The 22,309-nt window shown below is 72.7% G+C and carries 18 protein-coding genes; 10 read left to right on the forward strand and 8 right to left on the reverse strand.

From position 1 onward, the window contains the following. Window positions 1-116: 116 nt before the first annotated feature. Genes ACIPW5_RS31555 through ACIPW5_RS31580 form a run of 6 tightly spaced genes read right to left on the reverse strand, consistent with a single transcriptional unit; the run spans window position 117 to window position 6,224 of the window. Window positions 117-773: a Uma2 family endonuclease gene (locus tag ACIPW5_RS31555; RefSeq protein ID WP_401252238.1), complete on the reverse strand. Its 657-nt coding sequence runs from the start codon at window positions 771-773 to the stop codon at window positions 117-119. Window positions 774-790: 17 nt separating this feature from the next. After that, window positions 791-2,101 carry a DUF58 domain-containing protein gene (locus tag ACIPW5_RS31560; protein ID WP_401252241.1) on the reverse strand — a complete coding sequence of 437 codons (1,311 nt, stop codon included), beginning with the start codon at window positions 2,099-2,101 and terminating at the stop codon, window positions 791-793. Continuing rightward, complete coding sequence (locus tag ACIPW5_RS31565; RefSeq protein WP_401252243.1) at window positions 2,101-3,063, reverse strand: AAA family ATPase; 963 nt, start codon at window positions 3,061-3,063, stop codon at window positions 2,101-2,103. The genes ACIPW5_RS31560 and ACIPW5_RS31565 overlap by 1 nt, the downstream gene beginning before the upstream one ends. Then, window positions 3,060-4,271, reverse strand: a complete 1,212-nt coding sequence (locus tag ACIPW5_RS31570) for a DUF4350 domain-containing protein (protein WP_401252245.1) — start codon at window positions 4,269-4,271, stop codon at window positions 3,060-3,062. Before ACIPW5_RS31570 ends, ACIPW5_RS31565 begins: the two co-directional genes overlap by 4 nt. Beyond that, a complete protein-coding gene (locus tag ACIPW5_RS31575; protein WP_401252248.1) occupies window positions 4,268-4,930 on the reverse strand; it encodes a DUF4129 domain-containing protein in 663 nt (220 codons plus the stop codon). Before ACIPW5_RS31575 ends, ACIPW5_RS31570 begins: the two co-directional genes overlap by 4 nt. Before the next feature lie 7 nt (window positions 4,931-4,937). Continuing rightward, a complete protein-coding gene (locus tag ACIPW5_RS31580) occupies window positions 4,938-6,224 on the reverse strand; it encodes a hypothetical protein (RefSeq protein WP_401252251.1) in 1,287 nt (428 codons plus the stop codon). A 251-nt stretch (window positions 6,225-6,475) separates the two neighbouring features. Here ACIPW5_RS31580 and mtrA point away from each other — a divergent pair, with 251 nt between their 5' ends. The 6 genes from mtrA (at window position 6,476) to ACIPW5_RS31610 (ending at window position 13,817) form a co-directional block, all read left to right on the forward strand. After that, window positions 6,476-7,165 carry a two-component system response regulator MtrA gene (gene mtrA / locus ACIPW5_RS31585; RefSeq protein WP_007264442.1) on the forward strand — a complete coding sequence of 230 codons (690 nt, stop codon included), beginning with the start codon at window positions 6,476-6,478 and terminating at the stop codon, window positions 7,163-7,165. Window positions 7,166-7,235: 70 nt separating this feature from the next. Beyond that, window positions 7,236-9,164, forward strand: coding sequence for an MtrAB system histidine kinase MtrB (gene mtrB, locus ACIPW5_RS31590; protein ID WP_401252255.1), 1,929 nt, complete (start codon window positions 7,236-7,238; stop codon window positions 9,162-9,164). Further along, complete coding sequence (locus tag ACIPW5_RS31595; protein WP_401252258.1) at window positions 9,151-11,037, forward strand: LpqB family beta-propeller domain-containing protein; 1,887 nt, start codon at window positions 9,151-9,153, stop codon at window positions 11,035-11,037. Before mtrB ends, ACIPW5_RS31595 begins: the two co-directional genes overlap by 14 nt. A gap of 52 nt (window positions 11,038-11,089) precedes the next feature. Next, window positions 11,090-11,839 (forward strand): ComF family protein, encoded by a 750-nt coding sequence (locus ACIPW5_RS31600; RefSeq protein ID WP_401252261.1) that lies wholly within the window; start codon window positions 11,090-11,092, stop codon window positions 11,837-11,839. A 364-nt stretch (window positions 11,840-12,203) separates the two neighbouring features. After that, a complete protein-coding gene (hpf, locus tag ACIPW5_RS31605; protein ID WP_401252264.1) occupies window positions 12,204-12,899 on the forward strand; it encodes a ribosome hibernation-promoting factor, HPF/YfiA family in 696 nt (231 codons plus the stop codon). 186 nt (window positions 12,900-13,085) lie between these two features. Further along, on the forward strand, window positions 13,086-13,817 hold the full coding sequence (locus ACIPW5_RS31610; protein WP_401252267.1) for a response regulator: 732 nt from the start codon (window positions 13,086-13,088) through the stop codon (window positions 13,815-13,817). A 60-nt stretch (window positions 13,818-13,877) separates the two neighbouring features. Here ACIPW5_RS31610 and ACIPW5_RS31615 read toward each other — a convergent pair whose 3' ends face one another. Beyond that, complete coding sequence (locus tag ACIPW5_RS31615; protein WP_401252270.1) at window positions 13,878-15,044, reverse strand: winged helix-turn-helix domain-containing protein; 1,167 nt, start codon at window positions 15,042-15,044, stop codon at window positions 13,878-13,880. Between the two features lie 9 nt (window positions 15,045-15,053). Beyond that, window positions 15,054-15,644: a GNAT family N-acetyltransferase gene (locus ACIPW5_RS31620; RefSeq protein ID WP_401252273.1), complete on the reverse strand. Its 591-nt coding sequence runs from the start codon at window positions 15,642-15,644 to the stop codon at window positions 15,054-15,056. A 226-nt stretch (window positions 15,645-15,870) separates the two neighbouring features. On the opposite strand from ACIPW5_RS31620, the gene secA reads away from it, so the two are divergent. The 4 genes from secA to ACIPW5_RS31640 all read left to right on the forward strand — a co-directional run bounded on the left by secA (window position 15,871) and on the right by ACIPW5_RS31640 (window position 22,042). After that, window positions 15,871-18,663 (forward strand): preprotein translocase subunit SecA, encoded by a 2,793-nt coding sequence (secA, locus tag ACIPW5_RS31625; RefSeq protein WP_401252276.1) that lies wholly within the window; start codon window positions 15,871-15,873, stop codon window positions 18,661-18,663. Between the two features lie 1,554 nt (window positions 18,664-20,217). Further along, on the forward strand, window positions 20,218-20,667 hold the full coding sequence (locus ACIPW5_RS31630) for an Rv3235 family protein (RefSeq protein ID WP_401252279.1): 450 nt from the start codon (window positions 20,218-20,220) through the stop codon (window positions 20,665-20,667). 149 nt (window positions 20,668-20,816) lie between these two features. Then, a complete protein-coding gene (locus ACIPW5_RS31635) occupies window positions 20,817-21,317 on the forward strand; it encodes a DUF6912 family protein (protein WP_401252282.1) in 501 nt (166 codons plus the stop codon). Between the two features lie 20 nt (window positions 21,318-21,337). Then, a complete protein-coding gene (locus tag ACIPW5_RS31640) occupies window positions 21,338-22,042 on the forward strand; it encodes an HAD family hydrolase (RefSeq protein WP_401252285.1) in 705 nt (234 codons plus the stop codon). Window positions 22,043-22,309: the final 267 nt, after the last annotated feature.

Raw genomic sequence — 22,309 nt, forward strand, 5'->3', positions numbered from 1 at the left:
ACCCTGTGGGAGAGTAGGACGCCGCCGAACAATCATTGTGGGAAAGCCCCGCACCTTCTGGTGCGGGGCTTTTCTGCGTTCAGGGCCCGTTCGGGTCCGAAGGGACCCTGAACGCTTCACCAGTCGGCGGGGTAGGACTTCAGGCTGCTCGTGTCCAGCGTCCAGCGGCCGGCGGTGACGGTGTCTCCGAAGGCGTGCGGGACCTTCTTGCGGTAGCGGGTGCCGTCGGGTCCTTCCGAAGGGTCGCTGTGCACCGTCACGGTCTTCTTGTCCTTGCGGGGATCCACCACGACGTACAGCGGGACGCCCATCCTGGGGTAGTCGTGGAGCTTGTCGCGGATGTCGGTCAGGGAGTTCGTGCGGGAGACGACCTCCACCACCATCAGGACATCGCGCGAGTTGACGACCTTCGCGGTGTCGTCGGTGTCCTCCTCCGCGATGACCATGAGGTCCGGGACCTTCGTCAGGCCGGTCACCGGGTCGCCCATGTTCGTGTCGTTGAGGGCCATCACCTCGGGGGTCTGGGCCTCGATCTGGCGGCGCATCCTCACCACGTTCAGGCCGTGGGGAGCGGTGGGGCTCATCATCGTGAGGAAGATCTGGCCGTCGGTCGTCTGCACTTTCCACTGGTCTTCCTGGTGCTCGGCCAGCTCCGAGAGCTGCTCCGCGAAGTCGTGCAGGCGGCGCAGCTGTTCCGGGGTGAGGTCGGCCATGGTGTCCTCCTGGTGGGTGCCCGTCCAGCGTATCCAGCCGGGTACGGGGTGTTGGTACATCACCGGGCACCGCGGAGCTACAGGCGGCCGGCGGCCTTCAGGGCGAGGTAGGTGTCCGCCAGGGCTGGGGCCAGGGTGTCGGGGGTGGCGTCGACGACGTGGACGCCGTGGCGGGTGAGCTGTTCGGCCGTGCGGCGGCGCTGGGACTGGGTCTGGGTGGCCGCGGCGGCCTCGTAGACGGAGTCGAGGGTGCCGCGGGCCGTGGCCATCGCGGCGATGTGGGGGTCGGCCACGGAGGCCAGGATGACCGTGTGCCGCTGGGTGAGCCGGGGGAGGACCTGGAGGAGGCCCTCTTCCACCGGGGCCGCGTCCAGGCTCGTCAGGAGGACCACCAGGGAGCGGCGCGGGGCGCTGCGGAGGATGGTGGAGACCAGGGTGCGGGAGTCCGTCTCGACGAGTTCGGGTTCGAGGCCGGCCATGGCGTTGACGAAGGCCGGGAGGGTGTCGGCGGCCGAGCGGGCCTGGACCTGGGCGCGGGGGCGGCGGTCGTGGGCCAGGAGGTCCACGCGGTCGCCGGCCCGGGTGGCCAGGGCGGTGAGGAGCAGGGCCGCGTCCATGGAGGAGTCGAGGCGGGGGGCGTCGCCGACGCGTCCCGCCGAGGTGCGGCCGGTGTCGAGGCAGATCAGGATGTGGCGGTCGCGTTCGGGGCGCCAGGTGCGGACGGCGACCTTCTGCTGGCGGGCGGTGGCGCGCCAGTCGATGGAGCGGGTGTCGTCGCCGGGGACGTAGTCGCGGAGGCTGTCGAACTCGGTGCCCTCGCCGCGGGTCAGCAGGCTGGTGCGGCCGTCGAGTTCGCGCAGGCGCGCGAGGCGGGACGGGAGGTGCTTGCGGCTGGCGAAGGGCGGCAGGACGCGGACCGTCCAGGGGACGTCGTGGCTGCCCTGGCGGGCGTACAGGCCGAGCGGGCCGTAGGAGCGGATGGTGACGAGGGCGGCCTTGCGGTCGCCGCGCCGGGTGGGGCGCAGGCGGGTCGTGAGGCGGCGGCGTTCGCCGGGCGGGACGGTGAGCGCGTGCCGGGAGGCGTCGGTTTCGGTGCCGGGGTGCCAGCTGCTGGGGGGCCAGGCGTCGCGGAGGCGGGCGCGCAGGGTGCGGGTGCCGGGGTTGGTGAGGGTGAGGTGGACGTCGGCGGTCTCGCCGAGGCGGACGGTGGTATCACCCGTTCGGGTGAGTCGCAGGCTGCGTACGGGAGCGGCGAGGGCGTAGTCGACGGCGCAGGCCAGACCGATGGTGCCGTTGACCGCGAGGAGGCCCGTCCAGCTGGGTTCGAGAAGGCCGACGGGGAGGCTGCCGAGGGCCGCGAGCAGGGCGGCGCGTCCGGTGAGGGCCATCAGCGGGGGACGGGGACGTGGGTGAGGATCGCGGAGATGACGGAGTCGGCGGTGACGCCTTCCATCTCGGCTTCGGGGCGCAGCTGCACGCGGTGGCGCAGGGTGGGCAGGGCGAGGGCCTTGACGTCGTCGGGGGTGACGTAGTCGCGGCCGGTGAGCCAGGCCCAGGCGCGGGAGGTGGCGAGGAGGGCGGTCGCGCCGCGCGGGGAGACGCCGAGGGTGAGGGAGGGCGATTCGCGGGTGGCGCGGCAGAGGTCGACGACGTAGGCGGCGATCTCGGGGGAGACGGTGGTGGCTTCGACGGCCTTGCGGGCGGCTTCGAGTTCCTGGGCGCCGGCGACGGGGCGGACGCCGGCGGCGTGCAGGTCGCGGGGGTCGAAGCCGGAGGCGTGCCGGGTCAGGACGCCGATCTCGTCCTCGCGGGAGGGCAGGGGGACGGTCAGTTTGAGGAGGAAGCGGTCCAGCTGGGCTTCGGGCAGGGGGTAGGTGCCCTCGTACTCGACCGGGTTCATGGTGGCGGCGACGAGGAAGGGGTCCGGGAGCCGGCGCGGGGTGCCGTCGACGGTGACCTGGCGCTCCTCCATGGCCTCCAGGAGGGAGGACTGGGTCTTGGGGGGCGTGCGGTTGATCTCGTCGGCGAGGAGGAGGTTGGTGAAGACGGGGCCGTCCTGGAAGGAGAACTCGGCGGTGCGGGCGTCGTAGACGAGGGAGCCGGTGACGTCGCTCGGCATCAGGTCGGGGGTGAACTGGACGCGCTTGGTGTCGAGTGCGAGGGAGGCCGCGAGGGCGCGGACGAGGAGGGTCTTGGCGACGCCGGGGACGCCTTCGAGGAGGACGTGGCCGCGGCACAGGAGTGCGACGACGAGTCCGGTGACGGCGGAGTCCTGGCCGACCACGGCCTTGGCGATTTCGGTGCGGAGCGCTTCCAGGGAGGAGCGGGCGCTGTCCGTGGTGGCCGTCATGAGGTGCGGACCTCTCTTTCGAGGGCGTCGAGGTGGTCGGCGAGCGCGACGAGTGCCGCGTCGTCGCCGGGGGTGGTTCCGAAGAGGGTGGTGGCCGTGTCGGGGCCGGCGGCCTGCGGCAGGCGGGCGGTGACGGCGGGGACCAGGGTGTCGGGGTCGTGGGCCTGGGCGGGCGGTACGCCGACCAGGGCGGCGAGGCGTTCGCGGGCGGCGGCGCGCAGCACGGTGGCGGCGCGGTCGCGGGCGGAGGCCTTGCGGTAGAGGCGGGCGCGGCCCTCGGTGGTCTCGGAGGCGCGGATGGCGACGGGCAGGTTCTCGGTGACGAGGGGGCCGAGGCGGCGGGCGCGCCAGAGGGCGGCGAGGGCGGCGGCGGCGAACAGCTGGAGCAGGGCCCAGAGCCAGCCGGAGGGGACGAGGTCGAGGAGGCCCTTCTCCTCGGCGGGGGCGTCGGCGGGCATGTCCGCGAGGGTGGGCAGGTACCAGACGAGGTCGGGGCGGGAGCCGAGGAGCTGGAGGGCGAGGGAGGCGTTGCCCTGTTCGGCGAGGTGTTCGTTGAGCAGGGGCCGTTCGGAGCCGAGGAGGACGGTGTCGCCGCCCTTGGTGGTGCCGGGGAGCACGAGGAGGGTGGGGTGGCCGTCGCTGGGGTAGCAGGCGGTGGCTCCGGGGTGGGTGGTGGTGTAGCGGAGGCCGTCGCCGGTGCCGGCGCGGCCGGCGGTGGTGGCGGCGGGCAGGGTGCAGTCGGGGTCGAGGTCGTTGCGGTGGGCGAAGGACTTCGTGTGGGTGGTGGGGGCCAGGTCGGGGAGGCTGAGGCTGCTGGGGGCGATGAGGACGGTGCGGCCGCCGGAGAGGTCGATGGCGGACCGGACGGCGCGTCGCTGGGGCTCGCCGAGCAGGTCGGGGTCGGTGACGAGGAGGGTGGTGCGGGGGCCGGCCGCGGCGGCGGCTTCCTCGGCGCTGGTGACCACGCGGGTGGTGACGCCGCGCTCGCGGAGGAGCTGGGCGAGGGCGCGGCTGCCGTCGCGGTCGGCGGAGCGGGGGTCGAGGCGGCCGTGGTGGTCGCCGGCCTGGAGTGCGGCGAGGGTGACGGCGGCGGCGAGGAGGATGCCGAGTCCGAGGACGAGTCCGCGGGCGCGGGCCCAGCGCCGGGCCGGGCCGGGGGCGGTGGAGGTGCGCACGGGGGCCTGGGCGGGCGGGGTGGGGCCGGTCATGCGGTGGGTCCCGTCAGGATCGGCTTGGCGCGTTCCAGGGTGAGGTCGAGGGTGCGCAGGCGGGCGTAGGTGTCGGGGTCGGCGGTGCGGCCGCCGTAGGTGACGTCGTCGAAGGTGCGGGCGGCGGCGTGGAGGTCGGCGGCGTGTGCGGGGAGGGAGAGCGCGGCTTCGGCGGCGGCCTCGTCGGCGGTGCGGCCGGGGCGGGGGTCGAGGAGGGTGCGTTCCTCCAGGGAGCGGACGACGGCGCGCATGCGTTCCTGGACGGCTTCGTTCCAGTGGCCGGCCGCGGCGTGGGCGTCGGCGGCGGCGCGGTGGTCGGCGGCGCTGCGCGGGCCGGTGTCGAAGAGGGTGCCGGTGCCGGTGGCGGTGCGGCGGGGGGTGCCGAGCCGCCACCAGAGGGCGGCGATGACGAGGAGGACCAGTACGGCGATGGTGAGGAGGCCGGGCCAGCCGCCGGGGGTGGCTCCGGAGGCGCGGTCGAAGAAGTCCCCGAGCCACTCCCAGAAGCGGTCCAGGGCGCGCTGGAGGAGCCCGGGCTCGTCCTGGTGGTAGACGGGCTTGGCCAGCTCGCGTTCGGCCGCCTCGCGGGCGGCGTCGCGCGGGGTGGTCAGTGGCGGTGTGTCGCCTGCGGCGATGGTGATGAGTCCCCCCGTGCTCATCGGCGTGTCAGCCTCCGGGCCGTTCGGCGGTGGTGGTGCCGTAGCCGTCGAGGCCGGCGGCGCGGGCGAGCTCCAGGTCGAGGGCCTCGCGGCGGATGCGCTGGTCGATGTAGAGGAGGGTGGTGACGCCCGTCTGCATCGGGACGGTGACGGTGGAGCCGACGATGCCGCCGATGGCGCTGATGACGAGGAAGGTCCAGCTGAGGGCGGCGGTGCCGTCCAGCAGCCCGGAGAGGCCCTCGGGGGACAGGAGCAGGGCGAGGCCGGCGAAGGGTGCCGTGATCACCATGGCGGTGATCACGCGGATCACCCAGGTGAGCAGGCTGATGCCGAAGATCCGCCACCAGGCGCCCTTGACCAGCTTGGCGGAGCGCTTGAGGGCGGCGACGGCCGAGCCGCGTTCCAGCATCAGTGCGGGCGGGGCCAGCGCGAAGGTCACGTAGAACCAGGCCAGGAGCACGATGCCGAAGGGGATGCCGAGGGCGGTGAGGACGGGGCTGCCCGTGAGGATGCCGGGGAGCAGCGGGAGCACGACGGCGCCGACGGCGCCCAGGAGCAGCATGCCGATGAGGGCGGTCAGGCGCGGGGCGAGGGGGCCGGCGGCCTTGAGGGTGCCGGAGACGGTGGAGGCCTGGCCGAGGACGGCGCGGCTGACGACGGGTGCGAGGAGGGCGGTGACGAGGACCAGCCCGAGGATCTCCAGGAAGTACTGGAAGCCGTAGAAGAGGGCGGCGTTGCCCATGACGTCGAGGGCCTGGGACGGGGTGAGGGTGTCGTCGGCGACGGGGAGGCTGCCGAGCCAGGCGCGCTGGACGAGGAGCAGGGCGATCTGGGAGAGGGCGGCGACGACGAGGCTGACGGTGAGCACGGAGCGCCAGTGGCCGCGCAGGATGCCGACGGAGCCGTCGAGGATCTCGCCGAGGCCCAGGGGGCTGAGCGGGATCACGCCGGGCTTGGCGGCGGGCGGGGTGCTGCCCCAGCCGCCGGGGTACTGGTACGGGCTGCCGGTGCCGGTGCCGGTGCCCCAGCCGGGGGCCTGCGGCTGGGGCGCGGGCGGTGCGGCGGGCGGCGGGGTCTGGCCGGGTGCGGGGCTGGACCAGTGGCCGGGCGGGGGCTGGGTGGCGGACCACTTGCCGTCGGCGGACCCGGGCGCGGAGCCCGCTCCGGTGCCCTGGGCGGGTGCGGTGCCCCCGTCGGGTGCGGTGCCGGACGGCTGGGCGGCCGGCCGGTCGGCGTCGGAGCCCTGGCCGTCGGACGGGGATCCGGGCGCGGCCCAGCCCGGAGAGTCAGTCATCGTCGCTCCTTCACGTGCACCTGCCGTGGCGGGCGCGCTGGTCGGCTGCCATCGTGCCATGGGGGCGCTCCGATGGGACGGGCCGTCCCCGGATCATGGGCCGTCCCCCGGATCCCGCGCCGCTCGCCCTTCAATTGTCGCGCGGATCCGGGGCAGACTGGTCGTCCTGATCTCCACGCAGGTCCGAGGGGCGATTTCCAGCCCTTTTGGCTGTGGGGCAGCTCACCGCCGGGTAACGATTAGCTAATGGGATGATGTCAACCATGAAGGGACGCGTCCTCGTCGTCGACGACGACACCGCGCTGGCCGAGATGCTCGGCATTGTGCTGCGTGGAGAAGGTTTTGAGCCGTCGTTCGTAGCGGACGGTGACAAGGCACTGGCTGCCTTCCGGGAGGCGAAGCCGGACCTCGTGCTGCTCGACCTCATGCTGCCCGGTCGGGACGGCATAGAGGTGTGCAGGCTGATCCGCGCCGAGTCCGGGGTGCCGATTGTCATGCTCACCGCCAAGAGCGACACCGTTGACGTCGTGGTCGGCCTGGAGTCCGGCGCCGACGACTACATCGTGAAGCCGTTCAAGCCGAAGGAGCTGGTGGCCCGCATCCGGGCCCGCCTGCGCCGGTCGGAGGAGCCCGCACCCGAGCAGCTCGTCATCGGTGACCTGGTCATCGACGTCGCCGGGCACTCGGTCAAGCGCGACGGCGCCTCCATCGCACTCACCCCGCTGGAGTTCGACCTGCTGGTCGCGCTCGCCCGCAAGCCCTGGCAGGTCTTCACCCGCGAGGTGCTGCTGGAGCAGGTCTGGGGCTACCGGCACGCGGCGGACACCCGCCTGGTCAACGTGCACGTGCAGCGGCTGCGCTCGAAGGTCGAGAAGGACCCGGAGCGCCCCGAGATCGTAGTGACGGTGCGCGGTGTCGGCTACAAGGCCGGACCCAGCTGACGTGGAGCCCGGCAAGGCCCGGGGCGGCTCCCGGCGGGGAGTCCTGCGGGGCGGCCGGCAGCTCCGTCACATGGCTGACGGAGCCCCCGGCGGCCCCCTCCTGCGGCTGTTCGCACGCCTCGTGCGCCGGCCGCTGCTTCCGGCTGTCCGGATCTGGCGGCGCAACATCCAGCTCCGGGTGGTCGCCGCCACCCTGCTGATGTCGCTCGCCGTGGTCCTCGCGCTCGGCTTCGTGGTCATCGCCCAGGTCTCCAAGGGGCTCCTCGACGCCAAGGAGGAGGCCGCCCAGAGCCAGGCCGCCGGAGGGTTCGCGGTCGCACAGGAGAAGGCCAACACCCCCTTCGCCGTCGACGGGCCCGACGCCACCGACAACAAGGTCGGCCGGGACGCCAGCACCTGGATGAACTCGCTCGTCAAGCAGCTCGCCAGCGGCGGCCAGACCGCCTTCGAGGTGGTCGCCCTCGGCGCCGGCACCGGCACCGGCGAACAGGCCGCCCCCGGCACCCAGGGCGTCAAGGGCGCCCGCGCCTCCGGCAACGTCGACCCGACCGCGAGCGTCCCGCTCACGCTGCGCCGCTCCGTCAACCACGCCACCGGCACCTTCAAGACCTTCTGGCAGATCCGGTACACCGCCGGCTCCGGGGAGAAGCACCCCGAGCCCGCACTGGTCATCGGCAAGCGGCTCACCGACATCAACGGCGACCCGTACGACCTGTACTACCTCTTCCCGCTCACCCAGGAGGAGGAGTCCCTCAACCTGGTCAAGAGCACCATCGCCACCGCAGGGCTGTTCGTCGTCGTCCTGCTCAGCGCCATCGCCTGGCTCGTCGTGCGCCAGATCGTCACCCCCGTCCGGATGGCCGCCGGCATCGCCGAGCGGCTCTCGGCCGGCCGGCTCCAGGAGCGGATGAAGGTCACCGGCGAGGACGACATCGCCCGCCTGGGCGAAGCCTTCAACAAGATGGCCCAGAACCTCCAGAACAAGATCCAGCAGCTGGAGGACCTGTCCCGGATGCAGCGCCGGTTCGTCTCGGACGTCTCGCACGAGCTGCGCACCCCGCTGACGACCGTGCGCATGGCCGCCGACGTCATCCACGACGCCCGCGTCGACTTCGACCCGATCACCGCCCGCTCCGCCGAGCTCCTCGCCGGACAGCTCGACCGCTTCGAGTCGCTCCTCTCCGACCTGCTGGAGATCAGCCGCTTCGACGCGGGCGCCGCCGACCTCCAGGCCGAGCCCATCGACCTGCGGGACGTCGTACGCCGCGTCATCGACGGCGCCGAACCGCTCGCCGAGCACAAGGGCACCCGGATCCGGGTCCTCGGCGACGCCCAGCCCGTCATAGCCGAGGCCGACGCCCGCCGCGTGGAGCGGGTGCTGCGCAACCTCGTGGTCAACGCCGTCGAGCACGGCGAGGGCCGTGACGTGGTGGTCCGGCTCGCCTCCGCAGGCGGGGCCGTCGCCGTCGCCGTGCGCGACTACGGGGTCGGGCTCAAGCCCGGCGAGGCCACCCGCGTCTTCAACCGCTTCTGGCGGGCCGACCCCGCCCGGGCGCGCACCACCGGCGGCACCGGCCTCGGCCTGTCCATCGCCGTCGAGGACGCCCGCCTGCACGGCGGCTGGCTCCAGGCCTGGGGCGAGCCCGGCGGCGGCTCCCAGTTCCGCCTCACCCTGCCCCGCACCGCCGACGAGCCCCTGCGCGGATCCCCGATCCCGCTGGAGCCCGAGGACTCCCGGGCCAACCGGGCCCGCGCCGCCGCCGAGGCCGCCGCCGAGGCGGCCGGCCGCGGCAACGGCACCGCCGGCGGGCCCGGCACGCACCCCGACGGGCGCACCGAGCGGCCCGACCGCGACCCGATACCGCCCAGGCCGGCGGTCACCACCGCCCTGCCGGTACCCGCCGACCCCACGGCGCTGCCCGGCAGCGGCTCCCGGGTCGTGGCCCGGCCCGCCGATCAGAGCGCAGCACAGGAGGATGGATCCGGTGGAGGACGCTGAGCGCGCTTCGGCCGACGGCCGGGGCGCACGGAGCGCACGCACCCGGGCGGCCGGGCGGCACCGGGGCACCCTGGTGGGCCTGGCCCTGGGCGCCGTCGGGCTGCTGGTCGGCGGCTGCGCCTCCATGCCCGACCGCGGCGAGATCCGCCGGGTGGAGGCCTCGCAGGGCGTCGACTCGCAGGTCCGCGTCTTCGGCGTGCCACCGGCCGACAAGGCCAGCCCGGCCGACATCGTCGACGGCTTCCTGGAGGCCATGACCAGCGACGACCCCCAGCTGGCGACGGCCCGCAAGTACCTCACCGAGAGCGCCGCGGAGAACTGGCGGCCCGGCTCGGCCGTCACCGTCCTCTCCGCCGGCCTCGACCGCGTCCCCGTCTCCAGCGGCGACAAGGAACCCCAGGAACCCCGCTGGAAGATCTACGGCAAGAAGCTCGCGACCGTGGACGAGCGCAGCGCCTACCAGCCGGAGACCGGCGGCGGACGCTACGAGGAGTACCTCCAGCTGGTCCAGGTCAACAAGCAGTGGCGGATCTCCACGCCGCCCAGCACCCTCGTGCTGAGCGAGTCCGACTTCCAGCGCATCTACAAGCCGGTCAACAAGTACTACTTCGCGGGCAACACCCTCGTCGCCGACCCCGTGTACGTGCGCCAGCGCACCGACCCCGACTCCCGCATGGACCCGACCACGCAGACCGTGCAGTCCCTGCTGGCCGGCCCCTCCAAGTGGCTCGGCCCGGTCGCCTCCACCGCGTTCCCCACCGGCAGCGAACTGCGCGAGGGCACCAAGTCCCTCTCGTACGACGGCCAGAACACCCTGCGCGTCCCGCTCAACAAGAGCGCCGCGGAGGTCGCGCAGCCGCAGTGCCAGAAGATGGCCACCCAACTCCTCTACACCGTGCGGGACCTGACGACCTCCAAGCTGGACCGGGTCGAACTGCTGCGCCCCGACGGGAAGTCCTCGCTGTGCTGGATCAGCGGCTCGGCCGCCGCGGCCATCGCCAACCGGCCGCCGTCGCCGGAGCACCAGTACTACGTGGACAAGGACTTCAAGCTGGTCCGGATGACCCTCGACGCCAACAGTGAGGAGCAGCAGCAGGGCAAGCCGGAGCCGGCCCCCGGCCCGCTGGCCACCGCCGCCGGCTTCAAGGTGGGTTCGGCGGCCGTGACGTACGACGAGAAGCGTGCCGCGGTCGTCTCCGAGGACGGGCACAACCTCTTCGTGGTGACGCTGACGACGGCGGGCCCCATGCCGCAGCAGCCGCTGCTGACGAGCAAGTCCGGCAAGCTCACCGCGCCCAGCTGGGACGCGCAGGGCGACCTGTGGATCGCCGACCTCGACCCGCAGACCCAGGGCCTGTGGCGGGTGCCCGGTGGTACCGGCACCGCGCAGAAGGTGGACGTCGCCGGGCTCGACGGCGGGAAGATCCGAGGGCTGAAGGCCTCCTCGGACGGGGTGCGCATCGCGCTGCTCGTCGAGAAGGAGGGCGGCCGCAAGAACCTGTACATGGGGCGGATCGAGCGGCCCGAGGGCAAGGGCGACTCCTCCCGGCTGTCGGTGCGCGAGCTGCGCCCGGCGGCCCCGCAGATGGCGGACGTGTCGGCGATGAGCTGGGCGCCGCGCGGCCGGCTGCTGGTGGTGGGCCGGGAGAGCGGCGGGGTGGACCAGGCCCGCTACATGCTGGCCGACGGTTCGATGGTCGCCGCGAGCCTGCCCGGCGCGACGGGGCTGAGCGCGATCGCGGCCTCGGAGGACGAGGCGAAGCCCGTGGTGGCGTACTCCGGCGACGACGGCATCGGCATCGTGTGGCTGCCGCCGGGCGCTCAGTGGCGCACGGTGGCGCCGGGCGGCCGCGCTCCGGTGTACCCGGGCTGAGCGGTTCTCCACAGGGGTCGCGGGTTCCCGCGCGGCGCGGCAGGGTGGACCTGTGCGGGAGTGGTGGCGCGAGCTGGCCGGGCTGGTCCTGCCGGCCGACTGCGCCGGCTGCGGGGCCGCCCGCGTGCTGCTGTGCGGGGCGTGCCGGGGCGCCCTGAGCGGTGCGGGTGCGGGCCGGGTGCGTCCGGCGGCGCGCCGGGCGGGTCCGTCGGGGCTGCCCGCGGTGTACGCGGGAGCCCGGTACGAGGACGCCGTACGGGCGGTCGTGCTGGCGCACAAGGAGCGCGGGGCGCTGCCCCTGGCCGGCCCGCTCGGGACGGCCCTGGCGGCGGCGGTGGCCCGCGCGGGCGGCGGCGGGGCCGCGGGCGGGGCGGAGCTGGTGCTGGTCCCGGTGCCCTCCGCGCGGCGGGCCGTACGGGCGCGCGGGCACGACCCGGCGCGCCGGATCGCCCTGGCCGCGTCCGGGCGGCTGCGCGGGTGCGGCGCGGCCGCGCGCGTGGCGCCCGTGCTGCGGCTGCGGCGAGCCGTCGCGGACCAGGCGGGGCTGGGGGCCCGGGAGCGGTGGGAGAACCTCGCGGGGGCCCTGGAGGTGCTGCCGGGCGCGGCCGTGCTGGCGGCGGGCGCTCGGATCGTGCTGGTGGACGACGTGATCACGACCGGAGCCACGCTCGCGGAGGCGGCGAGGGCATTGCGCGCGGCGGGCCTGAGGGCGGAAGCTGCTGCCGTGGTGGCCGCTCCGGCGGACTCCTTCGCTTCGCGGCGAACGGCGGCAACCCGGACAGGGCAAAAATCTTGTGAATAGATTTGGAACCACCGGGGAATGCGCATCGTTGCAGGTAGTAAGAGGGAAGACCCACCTGATCGGAGGTACGTTTCGGTAGCGGGTGCCGACAACCGGCTTTGAGAGATATGTTCGGTTGTGAGGAACTGGCGAACCTTCGGCCCCGGGTATCGGAGCAGCAGTCCGTCCGTTTATTGGAATCTTCGTGTGCAGTACCTGTGAGGGGGGCTCTCTCTACTCCGAAGTCGGTGGGATGTAGATCTTGCCGATGGGGGAGGAGGAGGTGAAAGTCGCCAAGTCCGAGGCTCCGGTGTTCACCGGAGCCTGGTGCGAAAGGGAGATGCTCCGCCGACTGGGGCGGGGGTCTCCGGGAACGGAGTTCTGCGTGGACATCGTCGTCAAGGGCCGCAAGACCGAGGTGCCCGAGCGGTTCCGCAAGCACGTGGCCGAGAAGCTGAATCCGGAGCGGATCCAGAAGCTCGACGCCAAGGTGATCAGCTTGGACGTCGAGGTGTCCAAGGAGCACAACCCGCGCCAGGCCGACCGTTCCGACCGCGTGGAGATCACCCTGCACTCGCGGGGCCCGGTGATCCGGGCCGAGGCCGCCGCCGCCGACCCGTACGCGGCACTCGACCTGGCACAGGACAAGCTGGAGGCCCGGCTGCGCAAGCAGCACGACAAGCGCTTCACCCGCCGTGGCACCGGACGGCTCTCGGCGGCCGAGGTCGCCGACCACGTCCCGGGCGTCGCCACCCTCAACAGCAACGGCGAGCCGGTCTACGAGGACATGGAGGAAGGGGTCCCGGTCACGCGGATCGGTTCCCTGGAGGTGCAGGGCGAAGGCCCGCTCATCGTCCGCGAGAAGACCCACTCGGCGCGGCCGATGTCGCTCGACCAGGCCCTGTACGAAATGGAACTGGTCGGCCACGACTTCTATCTGTTCGTCGACTCCGAGACCAAGATGCCCAGCGTCGTCTACCGGCGCCACGCCTACGACTACGGCGTCATCCACGTGGACCCCGACGGGGCGTCCAGCTCGGAGCCCTCGGGAGCGGGCGCGGGCGGCGCGCTCGGAGGCTGAAATTCACCCCTTGCCCCTGTGGAACGCACGGCGTTCCACAGGGGCACCTGTATGACTCGTATGAGCCATATGGATTCCGCCAGAACCCCGTCCCGTGGCGCGGGCATGGAATCATGTCGGGCAGTCAACCGGCGGCCGACCCCGCCGGGTTGGCCCAGCAGCTCAGCACATGCAGGGGGAGGAACGATGGCGGACAGCTTCGGGCCGGCGCGCGACGACGACGGCGCCGACTGTCATGGTGCGCAGGACCCGGCCGGGGAGCCGATCCGGGTGCTCGTGGTCGACGACCACGCCCTCTTCCGGCGCGGACTGGAGATCGTCCTCGCCCAGGAGGAGGACATCCAGGTCGTCGGCGAGGCCGGGGACGGGGCGGAGGCCGTGGACAAGGCCGCCGACCTGCTGCCCGACATCGTGCTGATGGACGTACGGATGCCCCGGCGCGGCGGGATCGAGGCGTGCACCTCGATCAAGGAGGTCGCCCCCTCCGCGAAGATCATCATGCTGACGATCAGCGACGAGGAGGCGGACCTCTACGACGCGATCAAGGCGGGCGCCACCGGGTACCTCCTCAAGGAGATCTCGACGGACGAGGTCGCCACGGCGATCCGCGCGGTCGCGGACGGCCAGTCGCAGATCAGCCCCTCGATGGCGTCCAAGCTGCTCACCGAGTTCAAGTCGATGATCCAGCGCACCGACGAGCGGCGGCTCGTCCCGGCGCCGCGGCTGACGGACCGGGAGCTGGAGGTCCTCAAGCTGGTGGCCACGGGCATGAACAACCGGGACATCGCCAAGCAGCTGTTCATCTCCGAGAACACCGTGAAGAACCACGTCCGGAACATCCTGGAGAAGCTCCAGTTGCACTCCCGGATGGAAGCCGTCGTGTACGCGATGCGGGAGAAGATCCTGGAGATCCGCTGATCCGCCCCCCGGGCGGCCGGTCCGGTCGCCCGCGGGCGGGCCCCGGCCGGCGGGCCGCCGTCAGGCTCCCAGTGCCGCCAGCTCCGCAGTGATCGCGGCCGCCTCCGCCGGCGACTGCGCCCGCTCGACGCGCACCGCGTCGCAGCCCACCCACAGTGCCGCCTCCCGCAGGGCCTGCGCCATCGCGGGCGCCGCCTTCGGCGTCGTCAGGGACACCTGCCGGGCCACCAGCGTCCGCCCCTCGCGGGCCGGGTCCACCCGGCCCTGCAGCCGTCCGCCGGCCAGCAGCGGCATCGCGAAGTACCCGTGCATCCGCTGCGGCTTGGGCACGTACGCCTCCAGGCGGTGCGTGAACCCGAAGATCCGCTCCGTCCGCGGCCGGTCCCAGACCAGCGAGTCGAACGGCGACAGCAGGGTCGTGCGGTGGCGGCCGCGCGGCACCGAGGCCAGCGCCTGCGGATCCGCCCAGGCGGGCTTCCCCCAGCCCTCGACCTCCACCGGCACCAGCCCGGAGTCCGCGATCACCGCGTCCACCTGGTCGCCCTTGAGGCGGTGGTAGTCCGCGATGTCCGCGCGGGTACCGACCCCCAGCGACCGCCCGGCCAGCGCCACCAGGCGGCGCAGGCACTCGCGGTCCTCCAGGTCGTCGTGGAACAGCGCGTCCGGGACGGCCCGCTCGGCCAGGTCGTAGACCCGCTTCCAGCCGCGCCGTTCGGAGCAGACCACCTCACCGGTGTCGAGCAGCCACTCCACCGCGATCTTGGTCTCGGACCAGTCGAACCACTCGCCGCCGTTCTTCGTGCCGCCCAGCTCGGACGAGGTCAGCGGGCCGTCGGCCTTCAGCCGGTCCAGCACCGCCCCCGTCGAACGCGCCTTGTCCTCCAGGAGGTGCCAGCGGTGGCCGCGCGCCCGGTTGGCCCGGCGGCGGAACGCGAAGTGCGGCCACTCCTCGATCGGCAGGATGCACGCCGCGTGCGACCAGTACTCGAAGGCGTGACTGTCCGACCAGTACGCCCGCTCCACCGCCTCCCGGCCCACCGCGCCGAGGCGCGCGTACGGGATCAGCTCGTGCGAGCGCGCCAGCACCGAGATGGTGTCCAGCTGCACGGCGCCGAGGTGGCGCAGCACCCCCCGGACCCCGCCGCGGCGGTCGGGCGCCCCGAGGAACCCCTGCGCGCGCAGGGCGATCCGGCGGGCCTCGTCGGCGGACAGCGAGAGCGTCGTCATGCCGCGACCCTAGGGGGTGGCACTGACAGCGGGCAGGTACGGCAGCCGCGAGGGCAGACCGAGGTCCGAGGGCAGCAGGCCGGCGACCCAGCAGTCGCGCAGGGTGCCGCGGTGGTCGAGCGCACCCCGCAGGGTGCCCTCGAAGCGGAAACCGGCCTTCTCCGCGGCGGCCCGGGAAGCGGCGTTGCCCACGGCGGCGCGCCACTCCAGCCGGCCGGCGCCGACCTCGGTGAACAGCCACCGGGCGACCCCGGCCACCGCCTCGGACACGTAACCCCTGCCCCGGTGCTCCTTCGCGGCCCAGTAGCCGATCTCGTACCCCTGGGCGCCGCGCACGTGCACCCCCACGGCGGCCACCAGCGGCCCCTCGGCGCCCTCGGAACCCAGCCGCACCGCGAACCCGTACTCGCGGTCCTCCAGCCAGGCGCTCCGGGAGACGTGCGTGACCCAGGCCTCGGCGTGCACCCGCTCGTACGGGGAGGGCACCAGCGTCCACCGCTGGATGTCCGGGTCCTGGCAGGCCGCGTACACCTCCTCGGCGTCCGAGGGGGCGAAAGGGCGCAGCAGGAGGCGCTCGGTGGCCAGCGTGACGGGTTCCATGAACGGATTGTCGCGACCCCGGGTAACCCGGGCGAGGGGTTTTCGTCCACACCGGCACCGAATCCGTCCCCCGTACGTTCTCATTCCGGGCGCCCGTGCCCTGCGGACACGGCGGACCTCCCGACGCGACCACGTCCTCGCTTACGATGGCCGTTGCGGTGGGGCCCACCTGCCGTGCCCGGCTACGTAAAGTGCCCAGGCCCGACCGGCAAGGAGACCAGCCTCAGTGTCCGTCTTCAACAAGCTCATGCGTGCAGGCGAAGGCAAGATCCTGCGCAAACTGCACCGCATCGCGGACCAGGTCAACTCCATCGAAGAGGACTTCGTCAACCTCTCCGACGCCGAGTTGCGGGCCCTCACGGAGGAGTACAAGCAGCGCTTCCAGGACGGCGAGAGCCTGGACGACCTGCTCCCGGAGGCCTTCGCCACCGTCCGCGAGGCCGCCAAGCGCGTCCTCGGCCAGCGCCACTACGACGTGCAGATCATGGGCGGCGCGGCGCTGCACCTCGGCTACGTCGCCGAGATGAAGACCGGTGAGGGCAAGACCCTCGTCGGCACGCTCCCCGCGTACCTGAACGCGCTGTCCGGCAAGGGCGTCCACCTGATCACGGTGAACGACTACCTGGCCGAGCGCGACTCCGAGATGATGGGCCGCGTCCACAAGTTCCTGGGCCTGTCCATCGGCTGCATCCTGGCCAACATGTCGCCGGCCCAGCGCCGCGAGCAGTACGACTGCGACATCACGTACGGCACGAACAACGAGTTCGGCTTCGACTACCTGCGCGACAACATGGCGTGGTCGCAGGACGAGCTGGTGCAGCGCGGCCACAACTTCGCCGTGGTCGACGAGGTCGACTCGATCCTCGTCGACGAGGCCCGCACCCCGCTGATCATCTCCGGCCCGGCCGACCAGGCCACCAAGTGGTACGCCGACTTCGCCAAGCTGGTCACCCGCCTGACCAAGGGCGAGGCCGGCCAGCCGCTGAAGGGCATCGAGGAGACCGGCGACTACGAGGTCGACGAGAAGAAGCGCACCGTCGGCATCCACGAGGCCGGTGTCGCCAAGGTCGAGGACTGGCTCGGCATCGACAACCTCTACGAGTCGGTCAACACCCCGCTCGTCGGCTACCTCAACAACGCGATCAAGGCCAAGGAGCTCTTCAAGGCCGACAAGGACTACGTCGTCATCGACGGCGAAGTCATGATCGTCGACGAGCACACCGGCCGCATCCTCGCCGGCCGCCGCTACAACGAGGGCATGCACCAGGCGATCGAGGCGAAGGAAGGGGTGGACATCAAGGACGAGAACCAGACCCTCGCCACGATCACCCTGCAGAACTTCTTCCGCCTCTACTCCAAGCTCTCCGGCATGACCGGTACGGCCATGACCGAGGCCGCCGAGTTCCACCAGATCTACAAGCTCGGCGTCGTGCCCATCCCCACCAACCGGGGCATGCAGCGCAAGGACCAGGCCGACCTCATCTACCGGACCGAGGTCGCCAAGTTCGCCGCCGTCGTCGACGACATCGCGGAGAAGCACGAGAAGGGCCAGCCGATCCTCGTCGGCACCACCTCGGTCGAGAAGTCCGAGTACCTCTCGCAGCAGCTCTCCAAGCGCGGCATCCCGCACGAGGTGCTCAACGCCAAGCAGCACGAGCGCGAGGCCACGATCGTCGCCCAGGCCGGCCGCCGCGGCGCGGTCACCGTCGCCACGAACATGGCCGGCCGCGGTACCGACATCAAGCTCGGCGGCAACCCGGACGACCTCGCCGAGGCGGAGCTGCGCCAGCGCGGCCTCGACCCGGAAGAGCACATCGAGGAGTGGGCGCACGCCCTGCCCGAGGCCCTCGCCAGGGCCGAGGCGGCCGTCAAGGCCGAGTTCGAAGAGGTCAAGGAGCTCGGCGGCCTGTACGTCCTGGGCACCGAGCGCCACGAGTCGCGCCGCATCGACAACCAGCTCCGCGGCCGCTCCGGCCGTCAGGGCGACCCGGGCGAGTCCCGCTTCTACCTGTCGCTCGGCGACGACCTGATGCGCCTGTTCAAGGCCCAGATGGTCGAGCGCGTCATGGCCATGGCCAACGTGCCGGACGACGTCCCGATCGAGAACAAGATGGTGACCCGCGCCATCGCCTCCGCGCAGTCGCAGGTCGAGACCCAGAACTTCGAGACCCGCAAGAACGTCCTGAAGTACGACGAGGTCCTCAACAGCCAGCGCGAGGTCATCTACGGCGAGCGCCGCCGCGTCCTGGAGGGCGAGGACCTGCACGAGCAGGTGCGCTTCTTCATGGACGACACCATCGACGCCTACATCTCGGCCGAGACGGTCGAGGGCTTCGCCGAGGAGTGGGACCTGGAACGGCTGTGGGGCGCCTTCCGGCAGCTCTACCCGCTCAAGGTCACGGTGGAGGAGCTGGAGGACGCCGCCGGCGACCGCGCGGGCATCACCGCCGAGTTCATCGCGGAGTCCGTCAAGGACGACATCCACGAGCAGTACGGCGCCCGCGAGAAGGCCCTCGGCTCCGAGGTCATGCGCGAGCTGGAGCGCCGCGTGGTCCTGTCGGTCCTGGACCGCAAGTGGCGCGAGCACCTCTACGAGATGGACTACCTCCAGGAGGGCATCGGCCTGCGGGCGATGGCCCAGAAGGACCCGCTGGTCGAGTACCAGCGCGAGGGCTTCGACATGTTCAACGCCATGATGGAGGGCATCAAGGAGGAGTCCGTCGGCTACCTGTTCAACCTGGAGGTCCAGGTCGAGCAGCAGGTCGAGGAGCTCCCGGTGCAGGACGCGGCCCCCTCCATGGTCAAGGAGCCGGTCCCGTCGGCCCGCCCCGAGATCCGCGCCAAGGGCCTGGACGCCCCGCAGCGCCCGGACCGCCTGCACTTCTCCGCCCCGTCGGTCGACGGTGAGGGCGGCGTCGTCGAGGGCGACTTCGACTCCGACTCCGCCGGCGACGGCCTGACCCGCGCCGAACGCCGCCGGGCCCAGAAGGCCTCGGGCGGGCGGCGCCGCAAGAAGTAACGCGGCACGACGCGACACGACGCGACACGACGGCCGGGGCCGGACACCGAAGGGTGTCCGGCCCCGGCCGTCGCTGCGCGCGGGCCCGCTATCTCCCCCGCGACCCCCGGCCGCGGGGCGGTGGCTGCCCACCCGCCTCCCGGGTGCGGGTGGGTCGGCTGGGGGCGGTAGCCCCTTGGGCGGTCTCAGGGAGGGTTGGGGGCTTCCCGTCAGTCCATCGTCCTTCCGGTTCGCACCGGTCCCTCAAGGGCGCTCCTTCGTCGCGTCGCTACGCGATGGCCTTCGGCGACCCTTGACCGACCGGCACGAACCGGAAAGCCGAAAGACTGCCGGGAAACCCCCAAAGAAACGGTCACCGGGCAGAGGCTGGAGGGACGGGCCCGTCAGCGATGAGGCGACGGGCCGGGCGCCAGCCCGCCGGGCATCCGAGCCCCAGATCCATGATTCCGGGCCAGGGGCGCGGCTACCTGCACGAAAAGTCGACCAGAGCGGCCTGCGGACCACCCAAGCGCGACAGATCGCTACGCGCTCCTCATTTCTCAGCGTCCGAGGACCGCCTGTGGCTGGTACCCGCACCAGAGGACGAACAGAGCAGCCAGGGAGCCGGTGGGCGCGACAGATCGCTACGCGCTCCTCCGGTCTCGGCGTCCGACTGCCGTCTTGGGCCGACAGCCGCACCGATTGACGCTCAGGGCGTGCGACGGCCCTCGGATCCCCAGCATCCGCCATCAGCCCCAGGCGGCCGCCGGTCGCCGAGATCAGAGGAGCGCGTAGCGATCTGCTGCGCCTGACGGCTCCTTGCACTGCTCTGGTCGACTTTTGGTGCAGGTATCAGCCCCAGGCGGTCGCCGGACGCCAAGCCGGGAGGAGCGCGTAGCGATCTGTCGCGCTTGGGGTGCACGTCAGCGTGCTCTGAGCGACTTTTCGTGCAGGTAGTCGCGCCCCTGGTGCGGGATGAGGCTGCTGAGGGCTCGGATGTCCGGCGGGCCGGCGCCCGGCCCCTCGCCTCATCGCTGAGAGACCCGTCCCTGCTCCTCTGGACCGTGCCGTTTCTTTGGGGGTTTCCCGGCAGTCTTTCGGCTTTCCGGTTCGGGCCGGTCGGTCAAGGGTGGAGCGAAGCGACATCGCGTAGCGACGCGACGAAGGAGCGCCCTTGAGGGACCGGCCCGAACCGGAAGGACGATGGGACTGACGGGAAGCCCCCAGCCTTCTCTGAGGCCGTCCGGGGGGCTCCCGCCCCCCTGCCCCCGCCCCGCACCGTGTGCGGAGGGTGCGTGTCCCCGTCGGGTGGTGGGTGGCGTTCGTGGGGCCGGGAGGGTGATGTGGGGCAACTCCATCGAGCCCCTCGCGGCGGGGGCTGCGGCGTCCACCTGAGGGGTGTTGCGGGGGTGTTCGGGGGCTTCGGGGCGGGAGGCCGCCACACGGATAGGTGAACCTCGGGGGGTTCTCCGGTGGGGGCGTCCGGTGGTTGCGGAGCGTGTTCGGCGGTCGTAGAAAACCCGCATCAAGTTACCGCCCGGTACCGCCGGGCTCGGTGTGATCGGGGGAATCGCCATGGACACCACCACGCGCGGCACGATCGGCGGCGAGGGCAGGCGCAGCCGGCCCGGCGGGGCGGGGCGGACGCGGCCCGCCGGGCGGCGGGACCAGCGCCGTCCGGCGGGGGTGCCGCGGCAGGTGCGCCGGCTGGCCCCGCACGACTGGTTCGCCGAACGCCTGCTGGCGGTGCTGAGCGGCCAGCGCCCCGTCCACTCGCTGCTCGGCCTCACGGTGGGCGAGGCGTACGAGCAGCTGGTGACCCTGGCCCCCGCCGGGCCCTCGCGGGAGCGGCTGCGGCCGGTGCTGCGCCACTGCGGCCGTTTCCACCCCGGGCCCGGGGTGATCGAGGCCTTCGCCCGCATCGCGACGGGGGACCGGGTCTCGGCGATGGCGTTCCGGCTGGAGCAGGGCCCCGATCGCCGCTGGCGGTGCGCGGCGGTGGAGGTCCAGGGCCCGCGGTCGTAGCGGCGGCGCTGCCCGCCTCCAGGCCGGCCCGGGGCCTCGTGCGAGGGCCCCGGAGGCGGGCCGGGCGGGGCCGGCCCCGCTCCCGCATCCGGGGCGGAGGGCCGCAGTCGTATCCTGAGGGCGTTTCCGACTACCGAAAGCAGCCGGCCATGCGCGTGTACGTCCCCCTGACCCTCCCCGGGCTCGCCGAGGTGCACAAGGCGGGGGAGTTGGGGCCCGCCCCGCTCCGTGCGTACGCCGTCACGCCCGGGCTGCGCGAGTGGTACGTGTCGGACGACATCGAGGAGCTGGAGTACGCGGCACTCAGCCGGGCCGCCCTCGCCTCGCTGCGGCTGCTGGCCGCCGACGCGGCCGCCCCGCGCAAGCGGGTCGTCGTGGCGGTCGACGTGGACGACAAGGCGGCCACCGCAGTGCCCGGACTGGACGAGGCCACCCTCGGGCAGGTCACCCTCGGCGCGGCCGTGCAGCTGAAGGTGGCCGCCGCCGTGCACGCCGACGCCGATGACGCCGTGGAGGACGTCGCGGCCGCCGCCGGGGCCCTCGCGGCCGCCGACGCCGGTGACGACGACGCGCAGTTCACCGTGGACGGCGCCGAGGACCACGAGCTGCTGTGGTTCGGGGTCCAGGAGATCCCGGGCCTGCTGGGATGAACAGCGGGATGAACAGCGGGATGAGCGGTGGCACGGGCGCCGCGACGGACAACGGGACGAAGGCCGCCGGACCCCACCTCGTGTGGGACTGGAACGGCACCCTGCTGCACGACATCGACGCCGTCATAGCCGCGACGAACGCCTCCTTCGCCGAGCTGGGCTTCGAACCGATCACGCTGGAGCGCTACCGCGAGCTGTACGTCGTACCGGTGCCGCTGTTCTACGAGCGGCTGATGGGCCGCCTGCCCACGGACGCCGAATGGGTCGTCATGGACGAGGCGTTCCACCGGCACTACTGGGCGGCCGCCGAGGACGCCGGGCTCGCCGAAGGCGCGCGGGAACTGCTGCGGGGCTGGCAGGCGGACGGGCTCACGCAGTCCCTGCTGTCCCTCGCGCCCCACGAGAAGCTCGTGCCCCTGGTCCGGGCGCACGGCATCGACGGGCACTTCCTGCGCGTCGACGGGCGCACCGGGCCCTCGCACACCTCCAAGGCGGGGCACCTCGTACGCCATATGGCCGCACTGGAGTCAGCCGGTGTGACCGCCCGCCGTACGGTCCTGGTGGGGGACGCCGTGGACGATGCGACGGCCGCGCTGCACGTAGGTGCGCAGGCCGTTCTGTACACGGGCGGGTCGCACAGCCGCACCAGCCTGGAGTCCGCCGGGGTACCCGTCGTGGACAGCCTGGCCGAGGCCGTCGCCATGGCCCGTGAGCTGGCCGGATAGCCCGGTAACGGACCGTTCCGGCCAACCCTCTGGCCAGACTGTCCAGGTTTTGCCCCCGGTTTTGTACAGATGCAGTGAATGACGACCGGGGGGTGGGGCGAGATAGCCTGGACCCGTGATCAGCGCGATAGTCATCGGGGGCACTGACGCCCCCGACCCGCGCCCGGCGCGCCTCCGCGGCCGGGCCTTCGCTGATCCCCGCCGCCGGGACCTGTCGATCACGGTCGAAGCCCTCCCCGGCGGCTCTTGCGGCGCCGCGGCGCCGAA

Origin of the sequence: Streptomyces sp. NPDC090077 (genome assembly GCF_044747545.1) — a bacterium.
Taxonomy (GTDB): domain Bacteria; phylum Actinomycetota; class Actinomycetes; order Streptomycetales; family Streptomycetaceae; genus Streptomyces.